Genomic DNA, 21069 nt, shown 5'->3' on the forward strand with positions numbered 1-21069 from the left:
CTCCTAGATGAACTGGCGTCCGCCGTCGACGACGACGGTCTGCCCGGTGATGTACTTGCTGTCGGGACCGGCGAGAAACAGTGCGGCACCGACGATGTCGTCCGGCTGGCTCGCGCGCTTCAGTGCGCCCCGGTCGACGCCGTAGTTCTCGGCGCCCTCGATCAGGCCGTGGCTGGCCTCGGTGAGGGTGAAGCCGGGGGCGATGACGTTGACGGTGATCGACCGGCGGCCGAGTTCCTTGGCCATCACCCGCGTCAGCGCGACCACCCCGCCCTTCGAGGCGACGTAGTGCATCCACTGCTCCGAACCGCTGAGGATGGTCGCCGACGAGACGTTGACGACGGCCCCGCCCTCGCGCAGGTACGGACTGCACGCTCGCGCACACATCCACGGCCCCTTGAGGTTCACCGCCATCACCCGGTCCCATTCGGCCGGGTCGATCTGCTCGAACGGACTGCGGGTCACCGCGGCGTAGATGGCGGCGTTGTTGACGAGAACGTCGATCCCGCCGCCGCCGAACTCGGCGACCTCCGACGCCATCTCGTCCGTGGACTCGACCGAGGTGACGTCGACGGTCACCGCGACGGCGTCCGCGCCGCGGTCGGCGACCAGGCCGGCCGTCTCCCTCGCGCCGGCGCCGTCGATGTCCGCGACCGCCACCCGGTATCCCCGCTCCGCGAAGCCCAGGGCGAACGCCCGCCCCAATCCGCCTGCTGCGCCGGTGATCAACACGGTCCTCACGTCGTTCGCCATCACGACTCCAGGATCGTGACGACGCCGGTGCCGCCGTCGACGCGCAGTAGCTGACCGGTCACGATCTGCGTCGACGCCGAGCCGGTGCCGGTGACGGCGGGCAGCCCGTACTCGCGGCAGACGATCGCGGCGTGGCTCATCATGCCTCCGATGTCGGTGACCGTCGCCCTGATCTTGCCGAAGATCGGCCCCCAGGACGGGGCGGTGATCGGCGCGACGAGGATCTCGCCCTCCTGGACCTCGGACAGCTCGTCCGCGCTGGTCACCACGCGGGCGACGCCTTCGACGACACCGGGCGAGGCGGCCATGCCGCGCAACCCGCCGGAGGTGTCCTCGTCGTCGCTGAGCCACTGCTGCACCTGCTCGGTGGTGATCCCGTACAGCATGCTGGTGAACGGTTCGGTGATGAACTCCGGCGGCGTGTTCAGCGCCGGCTCGGGTCGCCGCGACTTCAGCGCGTCGACGATCCCGCGGCGGCGCTCGATCTCCCGGGGCCAGTAGCTCGGACCGATCGGGGCCGCGCCCACGCCCCAGCCTGTGGCGAGGTCGAACAGCGCCTCGCGGACCTCACCGCGGCTCAGGTACAGCAGGTCGTCCGGCTGCTCCCAGAAGCCCTCCTCGTGCATCATCCGCGACAGCTCGCGGACCTTGCGCCAGAACACTCCCATCGTCCAGTGCTCGATGTAGAAGTTGTGGTTCTCCACGTACGGGTATGCGGTGCGCGCCAATTCGAGCTTGGCGTCGAACGTGTCCTGGTCCTCGCCGCTCAGCAGGTCGCGGTACTCGGCGGCGACTCGGACCCGCTCCGCCGCCAGCTGCTCGACCGGCCGCATGATGTCCTGCCCGGCCAGCAGCCGACGAATGTAGTCGGCGATGTAGGCGAGGGGGATGTCCTGGTGCTCGATCCAGTACTTGTCGTGGCCGTAGAAGCCGTTGCCGACAGTGAAGTTGAACCACGGGTCCTGCGCGGCCCGGTAGGCGGCGAGCCACTTCTCGCCGTCCGCCGCGGCCGCGATCCGGCCGAGGGTGCCGTCGACCTCGCTCGGGTCGTCGAACAACCCGTCCAGACCGAGCTCGACGGCCAGCGTCGCCAGCGTCTTCAGCTCGTCGTCGGGCCGGAACAGCTCCATGTCCACGCCCTGCACCATCATTGCGATCGCCTGATCCGGGATGTTCGGGAACACCTCCTTGCAGAAGCCGAAGAAGTCGAGATACGCGATGTACCCGAGGTTGAGGAACTCGAAGTGGTACTGCCAGTTCTGGTAGCACAGCTGGATCAGCCGGTCGAAGTTCTCCAGCAGCACCTCGCTGCCGTCCTTCGCCTTGCCGGACGTGATGTCCTCCATCGGCACCATGTCGGGCAGCTTCGCGAACTCCAGCCCGTCCATCTCGTCGATGGTGGTGCGCACCTTCTTGTGCCACTCCTCGAGCAGCCGCTCCCAGTTCTGGTAGTAGTACGCCGCCCGCTCCTCGAAATGCGGTACCCGCGCCTCGAACTCCTCCTCGGGCGCCGGGATCGGCGACATGTACAGGTAGCCCAGATGAATGCGGAACTCGATGCCGTTCGAGTTCGGGATCAACAGGTGCCGAGTGTTGTACTGGCCCAGGCACTTGACGGCGAACTCGCCACCGATGGTCTCGAACGGCTTGAACACCGTCGGCCAGTGCTGACTGTCGCAGAACCAGAACTTCTTGTCCTCGGCCTCCTTCAGGCTGTCCTGGAAGACCATGTTGTACGGGTACAGCTCCTGCCACCCCTGGGCGCCCTCGGGCGTCTCGAGGTCGAAGGGGCTGGGGAAGGACTTCATCGACATGGGATGTTCCTCAGGGTTCGTGGGATAGGGCGTGGGTCAGCGGTGAGGGTGGGGGCGAGCCATCGACTTGGTGATACCGGACATGACCAAGCCGGTTCGCGGCTTCGCCGGAGCGTCCGTGGGCGGGGTCGTCGACGCAGCGGACGCGGCGGGCTTCGACGACCAGACCGTCTCCGGGCGGGACTGCAGCAGCAGCAGGTTCTCGCCGTCGGGCAGGTCCGCGTCGAGGGCCCATTCGATGTCCTGCGGGCACCCGTAGTGCTTCTCGGCGCGCTTGGCGATCGTCGCCACCGCCCGCAGGTCGGCATCGGACATGCACCGGCACTCACGGCGCGGCGGATCCACCTCCCGCTCGACAAGACTGTGGGACTGGGCATCCGGGATCAGTTCGGCGTGCTTGGCGCCGACCGTCTCGGCCACCACGGTGAGCATCACCTTGTCCAGGACGATGTTGTCCGGGGTGACCAGACCGGAGACCACCATCTCCCCCACGCCGTAGGAGGCGTCGACGACGATCTTCGACCGGTCGCCGTTGGTGGGGTCGAGGGTCATCGCGACACCGGCGACCTTGGCGTTGACCATCTTCTGCACGGCGACCGCCATCGACAGGCCCTCGTTCGGGATGTTGTTCTTCAGGCGGTAGGTGATCGCGCGGCTCGTGTACAGCGACGCCCAGCACCGGCGGATGTGCTCGGCCACCGACTCGCGGTCGGTCAACCACAGGTAGGTGTCCTGCTGGCCGGCGAAGCTCGCGTCGGGCAGGTCCTCGGCCGTCGCGGAGGACCGCACCGCCACCGGAACCGGCTCGTCGAAATGCGACTGCAGGCGCTCGTAGGCCTCGATCGTCGACTGTCGCAGACGGTCCGGGACCGGTCGCGAGGTGATCGCGTCGCGGATCCGGGCCGAGACCGCGTCCACCTGCGCGACGTCGTCCGGGTCGAGATCCGCCAGCAGTCGCGCGATACCGTCGGCGATACCGGATTCGGCGACGAAGTCGTCGTACAGTGCGGTGGTGACCGCGAACCCGGGTGGGACCGGCATGCCGGCCTGAGTCATCGACACCAGCGATGCGCACTTGCCGCCGAGCAACTCGTGCCGCGGCGCGGTGTCGTCGTCGAAGAACTGGATGTAGGGACGCTCGTCCGCTCCGTCCCACCGAACCGGCACCGCGGCGGGCACCCGGAACGACAGGTTGTCGCCGAATGTGATCGCCTCGGGATCGACAAGCTCGAGGTCCGGGGCCAGCGTCAGCACCTGCTCCACCGCGATCCGCGCCTGCAGCTTGGCGAGCATGTTGCCGAGGCAGTAGTGGATGCCGAAGCCGAACGCCAGGTGCTCACGTGCGTTGCCGCGGGAGATGTCGAAGACCTCCGGGTCCTCGAAACGGGCGTCGTCCCGGTTCGCGGACCCCATCAACAGCAGCACGTTCGCGCCCTCGGGGATCGCGGTCCCGCCGATCTCGCTGTTCCGCAGCGCCTTCCGTCGCCACCCGACGATGGAGGGGCTGAACCGCAGCACCTCGTCGATGGCGGCGGGGATTCGCTTCGGGTCCGCCGCGAGCGCCTCCCACTGGTCGCGGTGTGTGAGCAGCAGGCGCAGCGTGTTGGAGATCAGCGTCGTCGTGGTCTCGTGGCCGGCGAACAGCAGGCTGTAGCAGACCGACGCGATCTCGTGATCGCTGATCGGATCTCCGTCCTGCTGCGCACGCACCAGGTCCGCGACCAGGCTGTCACCGCCGTCCGCGTGCGCCTGCGCCACGAGCCGCAAGCACTCCTGCCAGTACTCGACGAGGTTGTGCGCGTGCGGGATCTGCTCCTCGTCCGTCAGGTCGCCCCACGTCATCGCGGCCCGCGAGTCGGACCACCGCTTGAAGGTGTCCACCTTGCCCGTGTCCGCGCCGATCAGCGTCAGGATGGTGACGGTCGGCACCTCGTAGGCGAGGTCCCGCAGCAGGTCACCGCGCCCCTCCGGTCGTGCGAGCATCGCCCGCAACTGGGTGTCGACGTTGTCGCGGATGAACGGTTCGAGGGCCTTGTACCGGCGCGGGGTGAACGCCTTCGACACCACCTTGCGGATCCGGGTGTGCTCCGGGGGAATCCGCGCCGACAGACCGGAGTACGCGGTGAATCCGCCGTCCTCCATGATCTTTCGTGCCTGCGGCCCGCGCTCTCGGACAGGCGCCTGGGCGTTCTCACTGCTGAAGGTCTCCCAGTCGTCGAAGACCGCCTTGACGTCCTCGTACCGGGTGACCACCCAGCAGTCGATCCGCTCGTCGTACATCACCGGTTCGTCGGCGCGCAGCTGGGTGTAGGCGGGGAACGGGTCGGTCATCGAGAACGGCTCGTAGCCGTGGTGAGCGACGGGGCAACCGACGGCGGGCTCATGATCGGTCGGGGCAGACATGGGAACTCCTGGAATCGGGTCGGGTACGGCACGTTCGGTGGACGTGCCGAAAGTCATTGCAGGACAGCCTTTTCGATGGCACGTCACTGCGGGGAGAGGTCGATCGAGGCGATCCCAGCGAGGCTCACGCCATCGCTCGGGCCGGCTCGGCGTAGCGGTGCCTGGGTCAGGGCAGCGGTTGGTCGCAGGGCCTGGTCGGATCCGAGGCCGAACCAGCGCTGCACCGTCGCGAACCTGTGTGGGGTGAGCGCGACGCCGAACGCGTACACGTCACGGCCGGGCAGTCCGAAGCCGGCGACCGACCCGCCGCCGTGATGTCTCTCTCCATGCAAGCCTCCTTGTGATGACCACCACTGTGGCCTGAGGAGGGTCACTCACCAAGCAAATGATTCCGTTCAACGGAAGGTCCGAGCCAGAAGCTACGTATTGCCTGTTCAACAGACTGCGGCAGGCCACAGAAGAGCTTCTCGATGCGAGTCGCCGTGCCGCGCATCGACGGAAGGAATCGTGGAGTCTCGGCGAACCGCGCGCTCGGCAACACGATTCCGAGCGACGCGACGACGTCTCCCTGAGGGGCGTGCACCGGCACCGCGACCGAACACAGACCCAGCGCGATCTCCTCGTGCGTCTGCGCATAGCCGAGTTCGCGCACGGACTCGAGTTCGCGCGCCAGCCTGCGCGAATCGGTGATGGTGTAACGGGACCTCCGTTCGAGGACCGTCGAGAGGTAGGCCTGCCGGAACCAGTCGTCCTCGTGCGCGAGCAGGACCTTCCCGACCGCGGTGGGGTGCAGCGGCAGCCTGCCCCCGACCCGCGCGATCCGCGGCACCCGGCGGCTGCCGTAGATCCGGTCCACGTAGATGACTTCGGTGCCGCGCCGGACCGCGAAGTGGACGGTCTCGTGCGTCAGGTCGAACAGGTCCTGGAGCGGCGAGTGGACGATGTCGCGCAGCCGCCGGCCGGCATTCTGCCCGATCTCCCACAGCCGGATGCCCACCTGATAGCGCCCGTCCGGACCGCGCTGAAGTGCACCCCACTGCTCGAGCTCGGCGACGAGGCGGTGCACCGTGCTCAGCGGCAGTCCCGCAGTAGTCGCGATGTCGGTCAGCTGCAGCGGCCCCGGCGCGGATTCGAAGGTCCCGAGGATCGCCAGCACACGGGAGGTCGTGGTCCGCCCCGGCTCGCGTGGTTGTCCGGCCATTGTCACCTCTGTCCTGTCGACTGATCTCCGTCAGCCGTTCCGTCGGTATCCTGTCGCGGGTCGGGACCCGCCGACGACGGCGCCCCGGCAGATTGGCCGAGGCGCCCCGCGCGGAAGCCGTGGACCAGCGTCGGTAAGCAGACGACCCGCCTGGAGCCCGTGCACCAGGTCCATGGATCGTCGCGAGTCACGCTACGGCCTCGCGACCATGTGCATCGGTGGCGGGCAGGGCCTTGCTGCCGTCTTCGAGCGCCTGGCTGCAAGGAGGAACACCGAAGGCCCCCACTCGGTCGAGTGGGGGCCTTCGGCGGCAGTTCGACTACGCCGACTTGTCGCGACGCTCGCGTTCCGGCTTGCGCGGCACGATCGTCGGCAGCACGTTGTCGTTGACCGTCTCCGCTGTGACGACCACCTTGGCGACGTCGTCGCGGCTCGGGATGTCGTACATCACCGGCAGCAGGACCTCTTCCATGATGGCCCGCAGCCCACGGGCACCGGTGCCGCGCAGGATCGCCTGGTCGGCGATCGCCTCGAGCGCGTCGGAGGAGAACTCGAGTTCCACCCCGTCCATCTCGAACAGCCGCATGTACTGCTTGACCAGTGCGTTCTTCGGCTCCGACAGGATCTGGACCAGCGAGTCCTTGTCGAGGTTGGTCACCGAGGCCAGCACCGGCAGACGCCCGATGAACTCGGGGATCAGGCCGAACTTGATCAGGTCCTCCGGCATCACCTCGGCGAAGCGGTCCTGGGTGTCGAGCTCCGCCTTCGAGTGCACCTCGGCGCCGAATCCGATGCCGCGCTTGCCCACTCGGTCCGAGACGATCTTCTCGAGACCCGCGAACGCACCCGCCACGATGAACAGCACGTTGGTGGTGTCGATCTGGATGAACTCCTGGTGCGGGTGCTTGCGTCCGCCCTGCGGCGGCACGCTGGCCTGAGTGCCCTCGAGGATCTTCAGCAGCGCCTGCTGGACACCCTCGCCGGACACGTCCCGGGTGATCGACGGGTTCTCGCTCTTGCGGGCGATCTTGTCGACCTCGTCGATGTAGATGATGCCGGTCTCGGCGCGCTTGACGTCGTAGTCGGCGGCCTGGATCAGCTTGAGCAGGATGTTCTCGACGTCCTCGCCGACGTAGCCGGCCTCGGTCAGCGCCGTCGCATCGGCGATCGCGAACGGGACGTTGAGCATCTTCGCCAGCGTCTGCGCGAGGTACGTCTTGCCGCAGCCGGTGGGGCCCAACATCAGGATGTTCGACTTCGCCAGCTCGACGGTCTCGCCCCGCACCTCCCGGCCCTTGTCCCCGGCCTGGATGCGCTTGTAGTGGTTGTAGACCGCGACCGCGAGGGTCCGCTTGGCCGCGTCCTGGCCGATCACGTAGTTCTCGAGGAAGTCCCGGATCTCGGCCGGTTTGGGCAGCTCGTCGAGCTTGACCTCACTCGACTCGGCGAGCTCTTCCTCGATGATCTCGTTGCACAGGTCGATGCACTCGTCGCAGATGTACACACCCGGCCCCGCGATGAGCTTCTTCACTTGCTTCTGGCTCTTGCCACAGAAAGAGCATTTCAGCAGGTCGCCGCCGTCACCGATGCGTGCCATCTCGTCAGGTCCCTACTTCCTTCTCAGCTGCACTAGCTACGGAGCCCGCCGGACTCCGCGAGCGGACGGGTCTCGAATCCCGGACCCTCCGCGGGCGAATGCCCCTCATGTGACGGTACCCGCACTCCGGGAACCAGGTCACTTCTTGGCGGGGTTTCGCGCCGCCTGTCGCGGCGGCGCGCGGCCCGGACCCGTGACGGGTCCGGGCGGCGCGGACGACTACTTCTGTGCGGAAAGCTTCCGGTACTCGAGCACGTCGTCGATGATTCCGTACTCCTTGGCCTGCGCGGCCGTGAGGATCTTGTCGCGGTCGGTGTCCTTGCGGATCACCTCGGCGTCCTTGCCGGTGTGCCGGGCGAGGGTGTCCTCCATCAGGCGACGCATGCGCTCGATCTCGGCGGCCTGGATCTCGAGATCCGAGACCTGACCCTGGATTCCGCCGCTCGACGGCTGATGGATCAGCACGCGGGCGTTCGGCAGGGCCAGGCGCTTGCCGGGGGTACCGGCCGCCAGCAGCACCGCGGCCGCGGACGCCGCCTGGCCGAGGCAGACGGTGGTGATGTCGGCGCGCACGTACTGCATCGTGTCGTAGATCGCCATCAGCGAGGTGAACGAGCCACCGGGCGAGTTGATGTACATGGTGATGTCGCGGTCGGGATCGAGCGACTCGAGCACCAGCAGCTGCGCCATCACGTCGTTCGCGGAGGCGTCGTCAACCTGCACGCCGAGGAAGATGATGCGCTCCTCGAACAGCTTGTTGTACGGGTTGGACTCCTTGACGCCGTAGCTGGAGTGCTCGATGAACGACGGCAGGATGTAGCGGGACTGCGGCGCGGCCGGTGCCTGGCCGCCTAGAGCGCGGGGATCGAAGAGGTTGCTCATCAGTTCTCCAATGGATGAAGTGGACGCAGGACGGGGCGGGCCGGCTCAGTTGCCGGCGCCACCGGCCTCGCGTGCGCGGGAGACGACGTGGTCGACGAAGCCGTAGTCGAGGGCTTCCTGCGCCGTGAACCAGCGGTCACGATCCGAGTCGATGGTGATCTGCTCGAGCGTCTGACCGGTGTGCTCGGCGATCAGCTCGGCCATCTCGCGCTTGGTGTGCTTGAACTGCTCCGCCATGATCGCGATGTCGCTGGCCGAGCCGCCGATTCCGGCCGACGGCTGGTGCATCATGATCCGCGCGTGCGGCAGGGCGTAGCGCTTGCCCTTGGTGCCTGCCGAGAGCAGGAACTGCCCCATCGACGCGGCCAGGCCCATGCCGAAGGTCGCGATGTCGCACTCCGCGAACTGCATGGTGTCGAAGATGGCCATGCCGGCGGTGACCGAGCCGCCCGGCGAGTTGATGTACAGGGAGATGTCGCGCGTCGGGTCCTCCGCCGAGAGCAGCAGGATCTGGGCGCAGAGCTTGTTGGCGATGTCGTCGTCGACCTGGGTACCGAGGAAGATGATGCGCTCGCGCAGCAGGCGCTCGAACACCGAGTCGCTGAGGTTCAGGCCCGAAGTGGCCGAAGTCATGGCGGGACTCTGAAAAGTCCCCGGGTTCTGTGAAGTCACGGTACCTGCCTTCTCCATAACTGAAACGTTGGTTCTTGTCACTGACACTAACGAACAGGGACGGCCCCGGAGTCCCGGTGCCGTCCCTGTTCGCTGTAGGCGTGAAACCTAGCTCTCGTCGGACTCCGCGGCCTCGGCCGAGTCGTCGGCCTTGCCGTTGCCGAACATCTCGGCGGTGTCGACGGTCTCGCCGGCGGTGTCGGTCACGGTGAACTTCTCGACGACCGAGGCCAGCGCCTTGCCGCGACGGACGTCGGCGAACACCGCGCCGAGCTGACCGGCCTGCTGGACCTGCTGGATGAACTGGTCGGGCGAGATGCCGTAGCGCTGCGCCTGGAAGATGATCCGCTCGGTCAGCTCCTGCTGGTCGACCTGCGTGCCCTCGGCCTCGGCGATCGCGTCGAGCAGCAGCTGGGTCTTGACGCTGCGCTCGGCGGCGTCGGTGGTGTCCTTGTTGAACTCCTCGCGGCTGCTGCCCTGCTCCTCGAGCAGCTTGTCGAGGGCGGCCTCGTCGTGGTCCAGGCCGTGCACGGCGTCGTGCAGTGCGGCGTCGACCTCGGCCTTGACGATGGCCTCGGGCAGCGGGACCTCGACGGTCTCGAGCAGGGTCTCGAGGACCTTGTCGCGGATCTGACCGGCCTGCTCGACCTTGCGGACGCGACCGACACGCTCGGTCAGGTCTGCCTTGAGCTCCTCGAGGGTGTCGAACTCGCTCGCCAGCTGGGCGAACTCGTCGTCGGCCTCGGGCAGCTCGCGCTCCTTGACGGTGCCGACGGTGACCGTGACGACGGCCTCCTTGCCGGCGTGCTCACCGGCGACCAGCGTGGAGGTGAACTCCTTGGACTCGCCGGCCTTCAGACCGATGAGCGCCTCGTCGAGGCCCTGGATCAGCTGACCCGAACCCACCTCGTGGGACAGGCCGCTCGCGGTGGCCTCCGGGACGGCCTCGCCGTCGACGGTCGCCGCGAGGTCGATGGAGACGAAGTCGCCGTCCTGCACGCCCCGCTCGACACCGGTGAGGGTGCCGAAACGCTGACGCAGCGAGAGCAGCTGCTCGTCGACGGCCTCGTCGGTGATCTCGACCGGGTCGACGGTGACGGTGAGCGCGCTGTAGTCGGGCAGCTCGATCTCGGGGCGGACGTCCACCTCGGCGGTGAAGGTCAGCTGCTCGCCGTCCTCCAGCTTGGTGATCTCGATCTCGGGCTGGCCGATGACCTTGACCTGGCCGGCCTCGACAGCCTCGGAGTAGCGCGAGGGCAGTGCGTCGTTGACGACCTGCTCCAGCACGGCACCACGGCCGACGCGGGCCTCGAGCAGCTTGGCCGGAGCCTTGCCGGGACGGAAGCCGGGGAGACGGATCTGCTGCGCGAGGGCCTTGTATGCCTTGTCGAAGTCAGGCTTGAGCTCCGCGAAGGGCACCTCGACGTTGATACGGACCCGTGTCGGGCTCAGCTGCTCGACGGTGCTCTTCACGGACATGCTCCTTCGTGTGGTCTTACTAGTTGCCATGCGGCACTGATCTTCAGCACCGCACATGTTGCGTCGTTGTTCCTGGTCGGGGTGACAGGATTTGAACCTGCGACCCTCCGCTCCCAAAGCGGATGCGCTACCAAGCTGCGCTACACCCCGTTAGGTCCGCGAGGCTCCGGCGACCGCGATCTTGCGCTGCGGCGACGACTCCGGAACGAATCCTACGGGCACCCGATTGGCGATGACAAAGCGAGGTTATGTACAGTCTGACTCGCAGACGACATCAGTGGCGATCCCAGGTTGTCGTATGCGCGGGGATGTAGCTTAGTGGTAAAGCCTCTGCCTTCCAAGCAGATGATGCGGGTTCGATTCCCGTCATCCCCTCCATAGGGTGTTCACCCATCAGCGCTCGCATCGTTCACCTATTGGACCCGCGGGCGGTTTCCGAAGGCCGATTCCCCCTCGACTGGGCCGATTCGGCGCATCTCTGACCTGATTGCGGTCTGATTCTCATTCAGACTGAGTCGAGCGTCGCTCCCGAAGCGCTACGGACGGCCAATTCCGCGCTGTTGCCGAGGTCGAGCCCCGGAATCCAGTGGATTTCGCTACCGGGGCAGGATCGCTGTGCGCCGGATCCGGCGGCCGCCGAGGACTCCTCATGCCGCACGGAGGCGAAGTGACGCCGCCGCCGAATTTCGGTTGGCACCCCTTGCAAGAATTCAGATCGCATCGGGCTGGGTGCCGCTTTGCGCTCTGACCCCTCGGTGGCGGGCAAAGCCGGCAGTCGCGCCGAGCACGACGACCACCACTCCGATCACCACGGTGAAGACCGTCGGGGTCGGGTTGAAGTTCCTCCACGATGCGATAGCCATACCCGCCCCGATGCTCAGGGCTGCTCCCACCGGAAGAAGTACGGAGAGCCACCGAACCGTCGACGATGCCTGTGGATCGTGACGAAGCGCGATCCACACAAACAGCAGGGCGCACAGATAAGCAAAGACGCCTGACGACGCATACAAGGGCAGGACGAATGGCCCCAGATCGATGGTCGGACGACCCGAGAACCCTGCGAAGACAGCGAGCAGGATCACCGCCAGGCCAGCCGAAATACCGAGAAGGGCAGCGGGAACGACTAGCCCCAGCCGCAAAGCGCGACCGCACAGTCCCCGCTCGTCCGCCCACTGCCGGAGGGTCTGCGAGCTGTCATCCCCCAGGACCGCTGTCGCGTCGTGGCCGTCCTGGCGCGCGCCTCCGATTTCCGCTTCCAGTTCGGAGAGCAGCGCCTTTCGGTCCGGGCCACGGACGCCGGCGCGTCGCCAGAGGCGGTTCGCTCCCCTGAGGGATTCCTGGAGCTCACTGTTGCCGACCTGCGTGATTGTGGTGTTCATGCGACGCCCGTTCCGTTGTTGGTAGCTCGGTCTGGTGACTGCAGTAGTGAGGTGACGCTGGTGGAGACTGCGAGCCACTCCGACGTGCCGCTTGCAAGCGCATCCACGCCGATCTCGCTGAGCGAGTAGTACTTCCGCGGCGGCCCTGACGGGGACGGCCGTTTCTCGGAAACCACGAGGCCGGCCTTCTCCAAGCGAGCCAGCAACGGGTAGGCCGATCCTCCAGAGACGAGCAAGTCTTGCTCGGCAAGTCGCTCCGTCAGTTCGTAGCCGTACACCGGCCGCTCTCTCAGCAGTGCCAGCAGGCAAAGGTCCAGCACGCCTCGAAGTACTAGGCTTCGTCTCTCCACAGCACTCATGCTTAACAAGCTAGCGACAGCTAGCTTGTTAAGCAAGAGACTCGGGGTGGCATTTCCTCAGGGGTACGGGATTGCGGGGACTGGTCCGCCCGGTCAAGCCGGCCAATCCCCATGGCACACCGCATCTCCCGCCCTGGGTGAAACACTTCCAGTCCATCCGTGGAAGCCCTCGCCGCTCCGGATACCGGCCGTCCGAGAAGTTCTCCGCCACAGCGCAATCGGCCGGCACATGGGTCAGCCATGTCGACTGCAGGCGCGGCATCGTCAACTTCGGCAACGAACGCGCGAACTCGAACGAGGCTACGAGCGTGGCGGCGTGGTCGAGGATCGGCTCCTCAACAGACCACCGTGACGGCGGATCGCCAACGCTGGTGGCCGCCAACATCACTGCGCTCAACAGCGACTGCCGGGCAGGGAATTGGACCCGGCTGGTGCTCTGAACGATCTCGTCCTGTGGCGAATCGCTGCAGCTACCTCCAGATGGTCACGTGGTCGAGCCACGACGTCATGAGGCTTCCCCCTGCGCTCGCCACCTGAACCTGCCGAGGATCGGCGCCGTCCGGCAGCGGAAGCGACCACATGATCGTCCCGTCGCTCGCCCGGATCGCATGTGTGCCGGTGTAGTCGCCGAACACGAAGTACTCGCCGTCGGTGACTCCGCCTCGCACCCAGTACGCGTCTTCCCACGGTGTTTGCCACATCTGCTCGCCCGTCGCCACGTCGAGGCCCGCGATGGTTTTCGAGTCCGGCGAGGTGACCAGTGCGGTGCTTCCGACGAGTGCGGCCAGGGCACTGGCCCTGCCGGCCCCCCATCCGTCCTGCACCAGCGCTGGGCTCCGCCACAGTTCTTCGCCTGTCACAGGGTCGTAGGCGCCGTCGCCCAAGAACATCGGCGCCGACTCCGAGGTCTTACTGGGGTACATCTGCGCGCCGGACGCGGGGATGGGGATCGCGCGGACAGGTGAGCCGTCGGCCGCGAGGAGGTCCTGCGTGCCGACCGTCCCCGACCGGGAGCCGCGACTGACGAGAAACAGGCCATCCCCGACCGGTTGGAGCGAGTCGCCCTCGAAGGTGAACCGTTCGGCCCCGGAGTCGAGATCGAAGACGGTGAAGTGGTACTGCGGATCCCCCGGGCCCCGCACCTGGCCGATGATCGTGCCGGTGTCAGGAACCGCGTAAATCCAGGCGGCGTCGCCGAGGGTGTCGAAGGTGCGCCGGAAATGCGCCGTGAGGTCGGTGACGGTTCCGCTGGTGAGCACCGATGTCGTGGCTCCGCCGTCGGTCGTCGAACCCGACAGGTAGACGGTGTCGCCGCTGAATTGTGCGCCGTTGAGGTCGAAGTCGGTGCCGAGTTCGGCCAGCAGGGTCCCGGATGCGGTGTCCACGAAGGCTATCCGACGGTCCTCCCAGCACGCAATGACCGGTCCCTCCACCGTCGGACTGCACTGAGTGACGTGGCCGACCCGCGTCTTCCACTTCGGGGATCCGTCTGTCGGGTTGACGCCGACGAGTGTGACGGCACCGACCGGACGACCGGACTCCCCCGCTGCTTCGGGGAGGGGCAGGGCGGTGGCGGCGATGACGAGGTCGCCGCCGTCGAGAACTCCGCCGTAGCCGTAGTAGGCGCCGAGCTGATACGGCATCGCCAGCAGGACCTCACCGGTGTTGTCGGTGAGCCGTCCGACGTCGAGCGTCCACGCGAGCTGCGGCGCGGTGCCGAGTGCGGTGGTGACGACGGAACGCTCGGAGCCGGCGGGCGGTTCACCGCCGGTCGGGGAACGCTCCGCGCGAAGGAGTGTCACGAGCGCCCCGACCCCGACCACGATTACCAATCCGAGTACGACGAGCTTCCAGGGGTCCCTCACACCTGCGCGCATCGCCACACGCTAACCGACCTGGCCCGACATGTTCGGAAGAGAGACAATCGTCATCCTCATCGTGCAAAGCCGTACGATCGTCGACTCAGTGGACCTCGGGGCTGCTCGCGGCAGCAACGTCGGCGTTCCCCTTCCCTTCCAGCGTTGGTTCGTCGAATTCCGGTTGCGGCGCCACAGGATTCGGAAAGACGAACCTGCGCATAGCCCACCAGCGGAACACCGTCGCGAGGAGGGTGCCGACGATGGTGGCACTGACGAAGTCGGCCAGGTTCTCCGCGATGAGCGACACGTGCGGTGTCTGGAGAGCGAACACATACCGTGACACCACCAACGGCAGCTGGTTGATCACCAGACCGACACCGGCGACCACGAAGAACAGAGCTGCCTCGTGCCGACGCTCCCTACCGCCGCGAGCAGTGAAGGCCCACTCGCGGTTGAGCACGTAGGACAGCACGGTGGCCAGCAGCACCGCGACGACATTGGCGGTTACCGGCTTGCCATCGAGGACCGTCCACTTCAAACCGAAGAACAGCACCGACGTGACGACGAACGCGATCGATCCCACGGTCAAGAACTTCAACAGCTCCGCGTTGCGCACGAACACCGCCAACAGCCGATTCGGCATCCGCGCGGTGACAAACCGAGTGAGGAACACCGAGACAGGCTACAGACGGAAGGGGCTGCTGCACGCTCGGTCACGCAGACACGGTCGCGCCCTAGGGGACCTGGATTGTGCCGAACCCCGGGTTGACCACGATCCGGTACCCGCCGGGGGGAGTTCCGAACGCGACGACGTCGGCGGTCGCGACGACCGTGCCTCCACCGGTGTCAGCCGTTTCAGGCGTGTACCGGCACCACGGATCCCGAGGGAAGGGCTGGGTGTAGTCGACCTCCACACGATGGAGAACAGTGGTGCCGGCGGTCGCGGTGGTCAGGTTTCGCCAGTTCACCCACACGTCGACACACTCCATGGAGCCGGCCGAGACCCGAGCTGAGTGCTCCGCTGTGAATGTCACCATTCCGGGTGCACCAGGCGTGGCCGACGGGATGATCGTCGACAACGGCGACAGGCCCCAGCACTCGAGCAGACTGAAAGAGCATCCCGCGACGAACCTCACAGGAATCTGGAACATCGTTGTCGTCCCGGTTGGCCCCGCCGACGGATTCACCGTCGCTTCGGCGGATGGGCAGAGGGCGAGGGCAAGGGGAACTGTCACGGCCGCAGCGGACAGGGCGGCGAACGAACGACGGCTTGCTCCACGGTGCACGGCGTGATCCTCCTGTGTTGGATCTTCCCAGCCCTTTGCTGCACGTCAGCGTACTTCTCGGTGCACGTCACCGTGCCCAGATCTGTGTGATCAGGAGCCCGCACATTGTGTGATTGCCAACCGGTCAACCTATCCAATCCTCCTGCAGCCCATGATGAACCACCGTTGGTGAACACCTCCTGGTCTTCCACGTAACGACCGTCCAGTACGGCGCGATGAACTGTGCATGGCGAAGGTGAGAGCTGCGATCACGGTGGGACTTGTCGGTGCGCTCGTGTTGCTCGGCGGCGGCGTGGCGAATGCGAGCCCGCCGGGGTTCGACCCGCTGGGTGGTCTACCCTTGCCGGTCGCCGACTTCCTTCGCGCCGTCCTGGCACCAGTCGTGCAGTTGGCCGTGGACGCATGGAACTTCTTCGGCGCGCTTTTGTCCTAGCTCGCGTACGCCTTGCCGGCGGAGCCGAGTACTGACTCAGGTGCCTTGCCGCCGTTGAAACATCACTAGGTATCGATCAATTCAGGGGGGAATGGAATGGCCATAGCTGGCCGACGGGTACTTGTGTTGTCCGCGCTGGCGTTGGGAATGGAGATCGCAGTGGCGCCGGCCGCAGGGGCGAATCCCCCGCCCGCGCCGCCGCCGCTGTCTGCGGGGTCTTCAGCGCCTACGCTGCCGATCTTGCCTGGGGGCCTCACGCAGGGGGTGCTCACCGCCGCATTCGACGCCGGGATGCCGGTCGTCGAGGCTACGGGAACCCAAAAGCCGCCGTGGTACTCGAATCCGACGGTCTTCTACCGCGTGGTCACCGACCGCAACGCGTTGTCGACGCCGTCCCCCAAGTTCGTCGTCACCGGTCAGCGGCCTCCAGAAACGTTCGGGGTTCTCCCGACCGGGGTCGCTGGGCCGATCGCCACCTGGGATCCTCGCGGAACCGACCCGAACGTTCAATGGGCATTCGCGACTGCACCGACGTTGTGCGCAGCGAACTGCGCCGGGGTTGCGTACTTCAGGTACTGAGACGAGCCGGCCTTACCCCCAGTGACCAGATCGCAGTGCGGTGTCGGTGCGCCGTCGGCCCCCATGGACGCTTTCCGACCGATCAGGCCGCGCTGAAATGTCTCTGTCTCGCCCCCCTGGCACTGGACCGACCGGGAAGTCAGAGCACGATGGGCAACGAGGTGGAGGCCGGGGCTGAACGCGTTCGCGACCACGTTCGAGGGCCGGATCACCCCGAGCGAGACCGGATCAACCGGAAATCTGACACTCCCGCCGTTGCGGGGCAGTGATGCCCCGAACGCGGAGTGCGCCGCCGACTGTGTCAACGGCGCACTCCGTTGCGAGCTGGTGCCTGTCAGGAGGAACCGAACAGGTTACCGAGGCTGCCGAAACCGCCGCCGCCGTTGCCGGGGTTGGTCGCGCCGGGCACGATCAGCGTCTGCGGCGCCGCAGACGAGCTGGTGAACCCCGCGGCACCGGTGAACTCCGCGGTGACGTTGTAGGTGCCGGAGTTGGCGAACGTCGTCGGGAGGGTCGCGACACCGTCGACCACGTCGACCGGTCCACCGATCAGCGCGTCACCGATCTTGAACTGCACCTTGCCCTTGGCGTTGGCCGGGTCGACCGTCGCCTCGAGAACCACCGGCACGTTCTTCTCGACCGTGCCGAGCGGGGCCAACGTGGTCGTGGCGTCCAAGTCCGCCGGAGCGGGCGTGGTGACGCTGACCGGGAAGGCCAGCGACGTGGACGGGGCGAATCCCGTTGTGCCGGTGAACTTCGCAACAATCTTGTGGGTACCGGCGCTGGTGAAGGTGTACGGCGCGACTGCGACGCCGTCGGTGCCGACCATGCCCGGAATGGGGGCACCGTCGTCGACTACGAAGTTCACTGTGCCGCCGCTGCCCGCGGGATCGACCTTCGCGGTCAGGTTGACGTCCTGGCCCACCTTGGCGTTGTTCGGCGCGGTCACCGTCGTGGTGGTCGTCGCGTCCGGGGGTGCGTCCGTGGTCACCGTGACGACCTTGGCGGCCGAGGTGGACGCCAGGAAGCCGGTGGTGCCGGAGTACTCGGCGGTGATCGAGTGGTCGCCGTCGGTGGTGAAGGTCGGCGAGATCGACGCGCTGCCGCCCGCGACGGTGACCGGGTCACCGAGCAGGGTGCCGCCGTCCTTGAACTGCGCGGTGCCGCCGTTGGCGCCGGGAGCGACGTTGGCGGTCAACGTGACCGGGGTGCCGTTCTTGACGGCTGCGGGTCCGACGATCGTCGTCGTGGTCGCCTTGTCTGCCTCGACGATCCTCGTCGTCGCCAGCGCGCCGGCACCCGAGTTGAGGGGCGCGCTTGCGCCGTCACGCGGGGTGCACTGGGTGGGGGCCCACGCGGTGACGAACAGGGCCGTGGCCTTCGGCAGGAACGTCAGGAAGTTCGCATCGTTCGCCCACTGGCCTGCAGCGCCGGCGGTGCGCAGCTTGATGTCGACGTTGCCGGACGCGCCCGCCCGCAGTCGCGCCTTGACCTGGGGCAGCTGGAAGGTGGTGTTCGTGCCGGACACCGCCTTCGCGACGATGCCTCCCTCGGAGTTCTTGCTGGAATTGGGACCGTTTCCGATGGTGGCGTTGTTTCCCGAGAGACGAATGATGGTCCCGTTCGGGTCGACGTTCCCGTTCTCGTTGACTCGCAATATATTCGGCGTAACGCCGCTGAGCCCGGAGCCCGTACCGGGCACGATGTCGGCACCGAGGAACTCCGCGTTCTGCGGAATGGCGACGTCGATCTTGATCCGCGAGACGTTCTGCACGCTCGCCGCCGACACCGAGTTCGGGAAGGTGATCGGTGGCGGCGTGATGGAAACATCGAACTGGTCGCCGGCGTTCACCTCGCCCGGGGCATCGACTGTGACCGAGGAGGGCTGCGCCTCTACGGTCGGTCCGGCAACGGCGGACGGCGTGGCCAGGCAGGCGGCCGTGAAGCTCGTTGTGGTGGGCTGGGCCTGGGCGGGGATGCCGCCGAGCAGGGTGACGCCGACGACCACCCCGACCGTGACCGGGGTGGCTAGCCGGCGAATTCTCTTGTTCTGCATGAATTCTCCTACGAATGAGGGAAAGTCTGGGGCCCGACCGGTCCCGGGGCCTGCGCTCGTCACGCCCCGGGGACCGGTCGCGGTGAGGGGGTGGTCAGCTAGCGAACAGGCTCGCGAGTGAACCGGTTCCGACTCCGCCAGGCGTGCCGGCCGCGGTCACGTTGACCACGGTGGGGCCGGAGACGGAGTCCTTGAACGCGTCACCACCGACGAAGTTGGCGGTGACGCCGTAGGTCCCGGCCGTATCGAAGGTGTGCGCCAGGGTGGCGACACCGTCGATGACGGGCACGGGGGCGCCGATGGCGGTGGTGCCGGTCTTGAACTGGACGGTGCCGTTGGCACCGGCAGGTGCGACGGTGGCCTTGAAGGTCATGGCCTGCCCGACGACGGCGTCGCCGGAGACCGCCAGTGCGGTGGTGGTGGCCTCGCGGGTGTCCGGCGCATTGACCGTCACGTCGAACTCGGTCGAGGTGGATCCGGTGAAGCCCTGGGTACCGGTGAACTCGGCGACGACCTTGGCCGTGCCGGGGGCGGTGAAGGTGTGCTGCAGGATCGCGACTCCGTCGCCGGTGCCGACCGGCACGGAGCCGACCTCGACGCCGTCAACGCGGAACTTCACGTCACCACCGGTCGGAATCGGACCGACGGTCGCGGACAGGTTCACCGGCGTGCCGACGGTCGCGGTGACCGGCTCGAGCACGGTGGTGGTGGTACCGAAGTCGGCGTCCTTGACGGTCAACTCGGCGGGTGCGGAATTGGAGGCGTTGTAGCCACCGGTGCCGACGAAGTTCGCGGTGACGCTGTGACTGCCCGCCTCGACGAACCTCCGGGTCACGCTCGCCTGACCGTTCACCACGTTCATCGGGCCGTCGATGTTCGCTCCGCCGTCCTTGAACTGCACCTGACCGGTCGCCGCCGACGGATCCACCGACGCGGTAAAGGTGACGTCCTCACCGACCACGGCGGTGGCCGGAGCGGTCAGCGTGGTGGTGGTGTCCGCGGTGACGTCGACCGTCTGCGCGGCCGACACCGAGTCGTGGAAGCCCGCACCCGCGGTGAATACCGCCGAGATGTTGTGCGCACCGACCGTGTCGAAGGTGTGCGGCAGGGTCGCCACACCACCCGACACCGTCACCGGACCCCCGATGTTCGTGCCACCGTCCTTGAACTGCACCGTGCCGACCGAGTTGGCCGGGCCGACGTTCGCCGTCAGCGACACCGAATCACCGGTCTTGGCGGTCGCCGGGATCTGCAGACCGGTGGTGGTATCCACGGCGGGGTCGACGACGTCGATCTGCACGCCGCTGGCGCCTTGCGAGCCGGAGTAGGAGTAGACGTCGAACCCGACGCCGGTGTTGTAGCGACCAAGGGCGAAGTCCGCCGGGACCTTGTAGCTCACCGTGTAGCGGATCGGGTTGCCGACCACGAAGCCGCCGCCCAGGACACTGCAGCCGGAGTTGCACTGGACCCTCACACCGTCCGCTTCGACGTTCGTGATCTTGAACCCGTAGTTGACGCTCGCGCTGGCCTCGACGTACTTGAAGCCGGGCGGGACGAGGCTCTTCCACGTGGTGATGTAACGAGCGACGCCGCTGGGCTTCGCGATGTCGTACTGGAACGAGACCGTGTCACCCGGGTGGACGACGTTGGAACCGACGACATTCGCGCTGAAGGTGAGGTTGGCGGCGGTCCCCGAGATCTGAGAGACCGGCGGGTCATCAGCGAGAGCCGTCCCGGTACCTGCGAAGAGCAGGCCCACGGCGGCGGTTGCCGCGAAGAAGGGTGTCGCAAGGCGACGGGACATGGACAGAAACACAGTTACCTCCAGGCAAAACCATCAAGGCGGGTGACGCCAATGACCTGCATCACATTGCTGGGCCGCAGCGTAGCCGTTACGAACCCATTTTGACAATGACATTTTCAACTTCGAGTATGAGATTTGCACTCGGGAGCTCCGAGCAGTCCGGGTGGTCAGCCTTGCGAATCACGGGCCCGACCCCGCGGACCGGCAATTTCGCCACAACCATGAGGACTGACAAGGTGACTTCCGCAGACAAAGAGGCCGTCAACCCCATCGCCACCGCCGCCGTCGATCGACTGTTGGGCCGGCAGCGCGACGAATACCTCACGGAGGCACAACGACTCATCCGCGCCTGCAGCAGCCTCATCGCCGAAACCGGTCACGTGGACCGCCCTGTCGCCGCAATCCTCGAGAGAGCGGGTCTCGCAACCCGCGCGTTCTACCGGCTCTTCAACTCGAAGGAAGAGCTGATCATCGCCGTCCTACAAGATGGCACCACCACGAAAACCAGCTACG

At 66.8% G+C, this 21069-nt stretch carries 18 protein-coding genes, 2 tRNA genes and 2 pseudogenes; 4 read left to right on the forward strand and 18 right to left on the reverse strand.

Translation table 11 applies throughout. The features are described 5' to 3' along the window. Nucleotides 1–3 precede the first annotated feature (3 nt). The 11 genes and pseudogenes from AC1DU4_RS15895 to AC1DU4_RS15945 all read right to left on the reverse strand — a co-directional run bounded on the left by AC1DU4_RS15895 (nt 4) and on the right by AC1DU4_RS15945 (nt 10951). Nucleotides 4–753 (reverse strand): SDR family NAD(P)-dependent oxidoreductase, encoded by a 750-nt coding sequence (locus AC1DU4_RS15895; protein ID WP_477841380.1) that lies wholly within the window; start codon nt 751–753, stop codon nt 4–6. Continuing rightward, on the reverse strand, nt 753–2567 hold the full coding sequence (locus tag AC1DU4_RS15900; protein ID WP_477841382.1) for a PEP-utilizing enzyme: 1815 nt from the start codon (nt 2565–2567) through the stop codon (nt 753–755). Before AC1DU4_RS15900 ends, AC1DU4_RS15895 begins: the two co-directional genes overlap by 1 nt. Nucleotides 2568–2603: 36 nt before the next feature. Continuing rightward, nucleotides 2604–3734, reverse strand: a complete 1131-nt coding sequence (locus AC1DU4_RS15905; protein ID WP_477841411.1) for a PEP/pyruvate-binding domain-containing protein — start codon at nt 3732–3734, stop codon at nt 2604–2606. After that, nucleotides 3717–4970: pseudogene (locus tag AC1DU4_RS15910) on the reverse strand (cytochrome P450); the annotation flags it as partial. The pseudogene AC1DU4_RS15910 and the gene AC1DU4_RS15905, both read right to left, overlap by 18 nt. Before the next feature lie 83 nt (nt 4971–5053). Then, nucleotides 5054–5302, reverse strand: coding sequence for a hypothetical protein (locus AC1DU4_RS15915; protein ID WP_477841384.1), 249 nt, complete (start codon nt 5300–5302; stop codon nt 5054–5056). A gap of 38 nt (nt 5303–5340) precedes the next feature. Further along, a complete protein-coding gene (locus AC1DU4_RS15920; RefSeq protein WP_477841386.1) occupies nt 5341–6171 on the reverse strand; it encodes an IclR family transcriptional regulator in 831 nt (276 codons plus the stop codon). Nucleotides 6172–6490: 319 nt separating this feature from the next. Beyond that, nucleotides 6491–7768 (reverse strand): ATP-dependent Clp protease ATP-binding subunit ClpX, encoded by a 1278-nt coding sequence (gene clpX / locus AC1DU4_RS15925; protein ID WP_072844933.1) that lies wholly within the window; start codon nt 7766–7768, stop codon nt 6491–6493. A gap of 219 nt (nt 7769–7987) precedes the next feature. After that, nucleotides 7988–8650: an ATP-dependent Clp protease proteolytic subunit gene (locus tag AC1DU4_RS15930; protein WP_477841387.1), complete on the reverse strand. Its 663-nt coding sequence runs from the start codon at nt 8648–8650 to the stop codon at nt 7988–7990. 45 nt (nt 8651–8695) lie between these two features. After that, nucleotides 8696–9283, reverse strand: coding sequence for an ATP-dependent Clp protease proteolytic subunit (locus tag AC1DU4_RS15935; protein ID WP_072844931.1), 588 nt, complete (start codon nt 9281–9283; stop codon nt 8696–8698). A gap of 147 nt (nt 9284–9430) precedes the next feature. Further along, a complete protein-coding gene (gene tig / locus AC1DU4_RS15940) occupies nt 9431–10795 on the reverse strand; it encodes a trigger factor (RefSeq protein WP_169888308.1) in 1365 nt (454 codons plus the stop codon). Nucleotides 10796–10874: 79 nt separating this feature from the next. Continuing rightward, nucleotides 10875–10951 (reverse strand) — tRNA-Pro (locus AC1DU4_RS15945). Nucleotides 10952–11105: 154 nt separating this feature from the next. On the opposite strand from AC1DU4_RS15945, the gene AC1DU4_RS15950 reads away from it, so the two are divergent. After that, nucleotides 11106–11179: transfer RNA gene (locus tag AC1DU4_RS15950), tRNA-Gly, on the forward strand. A gap of 332 nt (nt 11180–11511) precedes the next feature. On the opposite strand, the gene AC1DU4_RS15955 is transcribed toward AC1DU4_RS15950, so the two are convergent. Continuing rightward, nucleotides 11512–12180 (reverse strand): hypothetical protein, encoded by a 669-nt coding sequence (locus AC1DU4_RS15955; RefSeq protein WP_477841388.1) that lies wholly within the window; start codon nt 12178–12180, stop codon nt 11512–11514. Continuing rightward, entirely contained in the window at nt 12177–12539 is a 363-nt protein-coding gene (locus AC1DU4_RS15960) for a PadR family transcriptional regulator (RefSeq protein WP_477841389.1), read from the reverse strand. The genes AC1DU4_RS15955 and AC1DU4_RS15960 overlap by 4 nt, the downstream gene beginning before the upstream one ends. Before the next feature lie 137 nt (nt 12540–12676). Here AC1DU4_RS15960 and AC1DU4_RS15965 point away from each other — a divergent pair, with 137 nt between their 5' ends. Continuing rightward, the gene (locus AC1DU4_RS15965) at nt 12677–12979 is read left to right on the forward strand and encodes a hypothetical protein (RefSeq protein WP_477841390.1); all 303 of its coding nucleotides are present in this window, start codon (nt 12677–12679) and stop codon (nt 12977–12979) included. Between the two features lie 30 nt (nt 12980–13009). On the opposite strand, the gene AC1DU4_RS15970 is transcribed toward AC1DU4_RS15965, so the two are convergent. The 3 genes from AC1DU4_RS15970 to AC1DU4_RS15980 form a co-directional block, all read right to left on the reverse strand. Further along, complete coding sequence (locus tag AC1DU4_RS15970) at nt 13010–14416, reverse strand: outer membrane protein assembly factor BamB family protein (protein ID WP_477841391.1); 1407 nt, start codon at nt 14414–14416, stop codon at nt 13010–13012. A gap of 85 nt (nt 14417–14501) precedes the next feature. Next, the gene (locus AC1DU4_RS15975; protein ID WP_477841413.1) at nt 14502–15020 is read right to left on the reverse strand and encodes a GtrA family protein; all 519 of its coding nucleotides are present in this window, start codon (nt 15018–15020) and stop codon (nt 14502–14504) included. 112 nt (nt 15021–15132) lie between these two features. Further along, the gene (locus AC1DU4_RS15980) at nt 15133–15435 is read right to left on the reverse strand and encodes a hypothetical protein (protein WP_477841392.1); all 303 of its coding nucleotides are present in this window, start codon (nt 15433–15435) and stop codon (nt 15133–15135) included. A gap of 475 nt (nt 15436–15910) precedes the next feature. Here AC1DU4_RS15980 and AC1DU4_RS15985 point away from each other — a divergent pair, with 475 nt between their 5' ends. Further along, nucleotides 15911–16117, forward strand: coding sequence for a hypothetical protein (locus AC1DU4_RS15985; RefSeq protein WP_477841393.1), 207 nt, complete (start codon nt 15911–15913; stop codon nt 16115–16117). Between the two features lie 913 nt (nt 16118–17030). Here the strand turns inward: AC1DU4_RS15985 and AC1DU4_RS15990 are convergent. Further along, on the reverse strand, nt 17031–18752 hold the full coding sequence (locus tag AC1DU4_RS15990) for an Ig-like domain-containing protein (protein ID WP_477841394.1): 1722 nt from the start codon (nt 18750–18752) through the stop codon (nt 17031–17033). Nucleotides 18753–18846: 94 nt separating this feature from the next. After that, nucleotides 18847–20556: an Ig-like domain-containing protein gene (locus tag AC1DU4_RS15995; protein ID WP_477841395.1), complete on the reverse strand. Its 1710-nt coding sequence runs from the start codon at nt 20554–20556 to the stop codon at nt 18847–18849. Between the two features lie 221 nt (nt 20557–20777). On the opposite strand from AC1DU4_RS15995, the pseudogene AC1DU4_RS16000 reads away from it, so the two are divergent. Continuing rightward, nucleotides 20778–21023 (forward strand): annotated as a pseudogene (locus tag AC1DU4_RS16000) (TetR family transcriptional regulator); the annotation flags it as partial. Between the last annotated feature and the right edge of the window lie 46 nt (nt 21024–21069).

The sequence above is a fragment of the Rhodococcus sp. P4_F5 genome, assembly GCF_056401315.1.

Bases quoted from the DNA above. Each gene is read 5' to 3' on its own strand.
- AC1DU4_RS15930 (WP_477841387.1), bottom strand. From the start codon at position 8,650: ATGAGCAACCTCTTCGATCCCCGCGCTCTAGGCGGCCAGGCACCGGCC.
- AC1DU4_RS15920 (WP_477841386.1), bottom strand. From the start codon at position 6,171: ATGGCCGGACAACCACGCGAGCCGGGGCGGACCACGACCTCCCGTGTG.
- AC1DU4_RS15990 (WP_477841394.1), bottom strand. From the start codon at position 18,752: ATGCAGAACAAGAGAATTCGCCGGCTAGCCACCCCGGTCACGGTCGGG.
- clpX (WP_072844933.1), bottom strand. From the start codon at position 7,768: ATGGCACGCATCGGTGACGGCGGCGACCTGCTGAAATGCTCTTTCTGT.
- AC1DU4_RS15985 (WP_477841393.1), top strand. From the start codon at position 15,911: ATGGCGAAGGTGAGAGCTGCGATCACGGTGGGACTTGTCGGTGCGCTC.
- AC1DU4_RS15960 (WP_477841389.1), bottom strand. From the start codon at position 12,539: ATGAGTGCTGTGGAGAGACGAAGCCTAGTACTTCGAGGCGTGCTGGAC.
- AC1DU4_RS15900 (WP_477841382.1), bottom strand. From the start codon at position 2,567: ATGTCGATGAAGTCCTTCCCCAGCCCCTTCGACCTCGAGACGCCCGAG.
- AC1DU4_RS15935 (WP_072844931.1), bottom strand. From the start codon at position 9,283: ATGACTTCGGCCACTTCGGGCCTGAACCTCAGCGACTCGGTGTTCGAG.
- AC1DU4_RS15895 (WP_477841380.1), bottom strand. From the start codon at position 753: ATGGCGAACGACGTGAGGACCGTGTTGATCACCGGCGCAGCAGGCGGA.
- AC1DU4_RS15955 (WP_477841388.1), bottom strand. From the start codon at position 12,180: ATGAACACCACAATCACGCAGGTCGGCAACAGTGAGCTCCAGGAATCC.
- AC1DU4_RS15970 (WP_477841391.1), bottom strand. From the start codon at position 14,416: ATGCGCGCAGGTGTGAGGGACCCCTGGAAGCTCGTCGTACTCGGATTG.
- AC1DU4_RS15995 (WP_477841395.1), bottom strand. From the start codon at position 20,556: ATGTCCCGTCGCCTTGCGACACCCTTCTTCGCGGCAACCGCCGCCGTG.
- AC1DU4_RS15980 (WP_477841392.1), bottom strand. From the start codon at position 15,435: ATGGTGACATTCACAGCGGAGCACTCAGCTCGGGTCTCGGCCGGCTCC.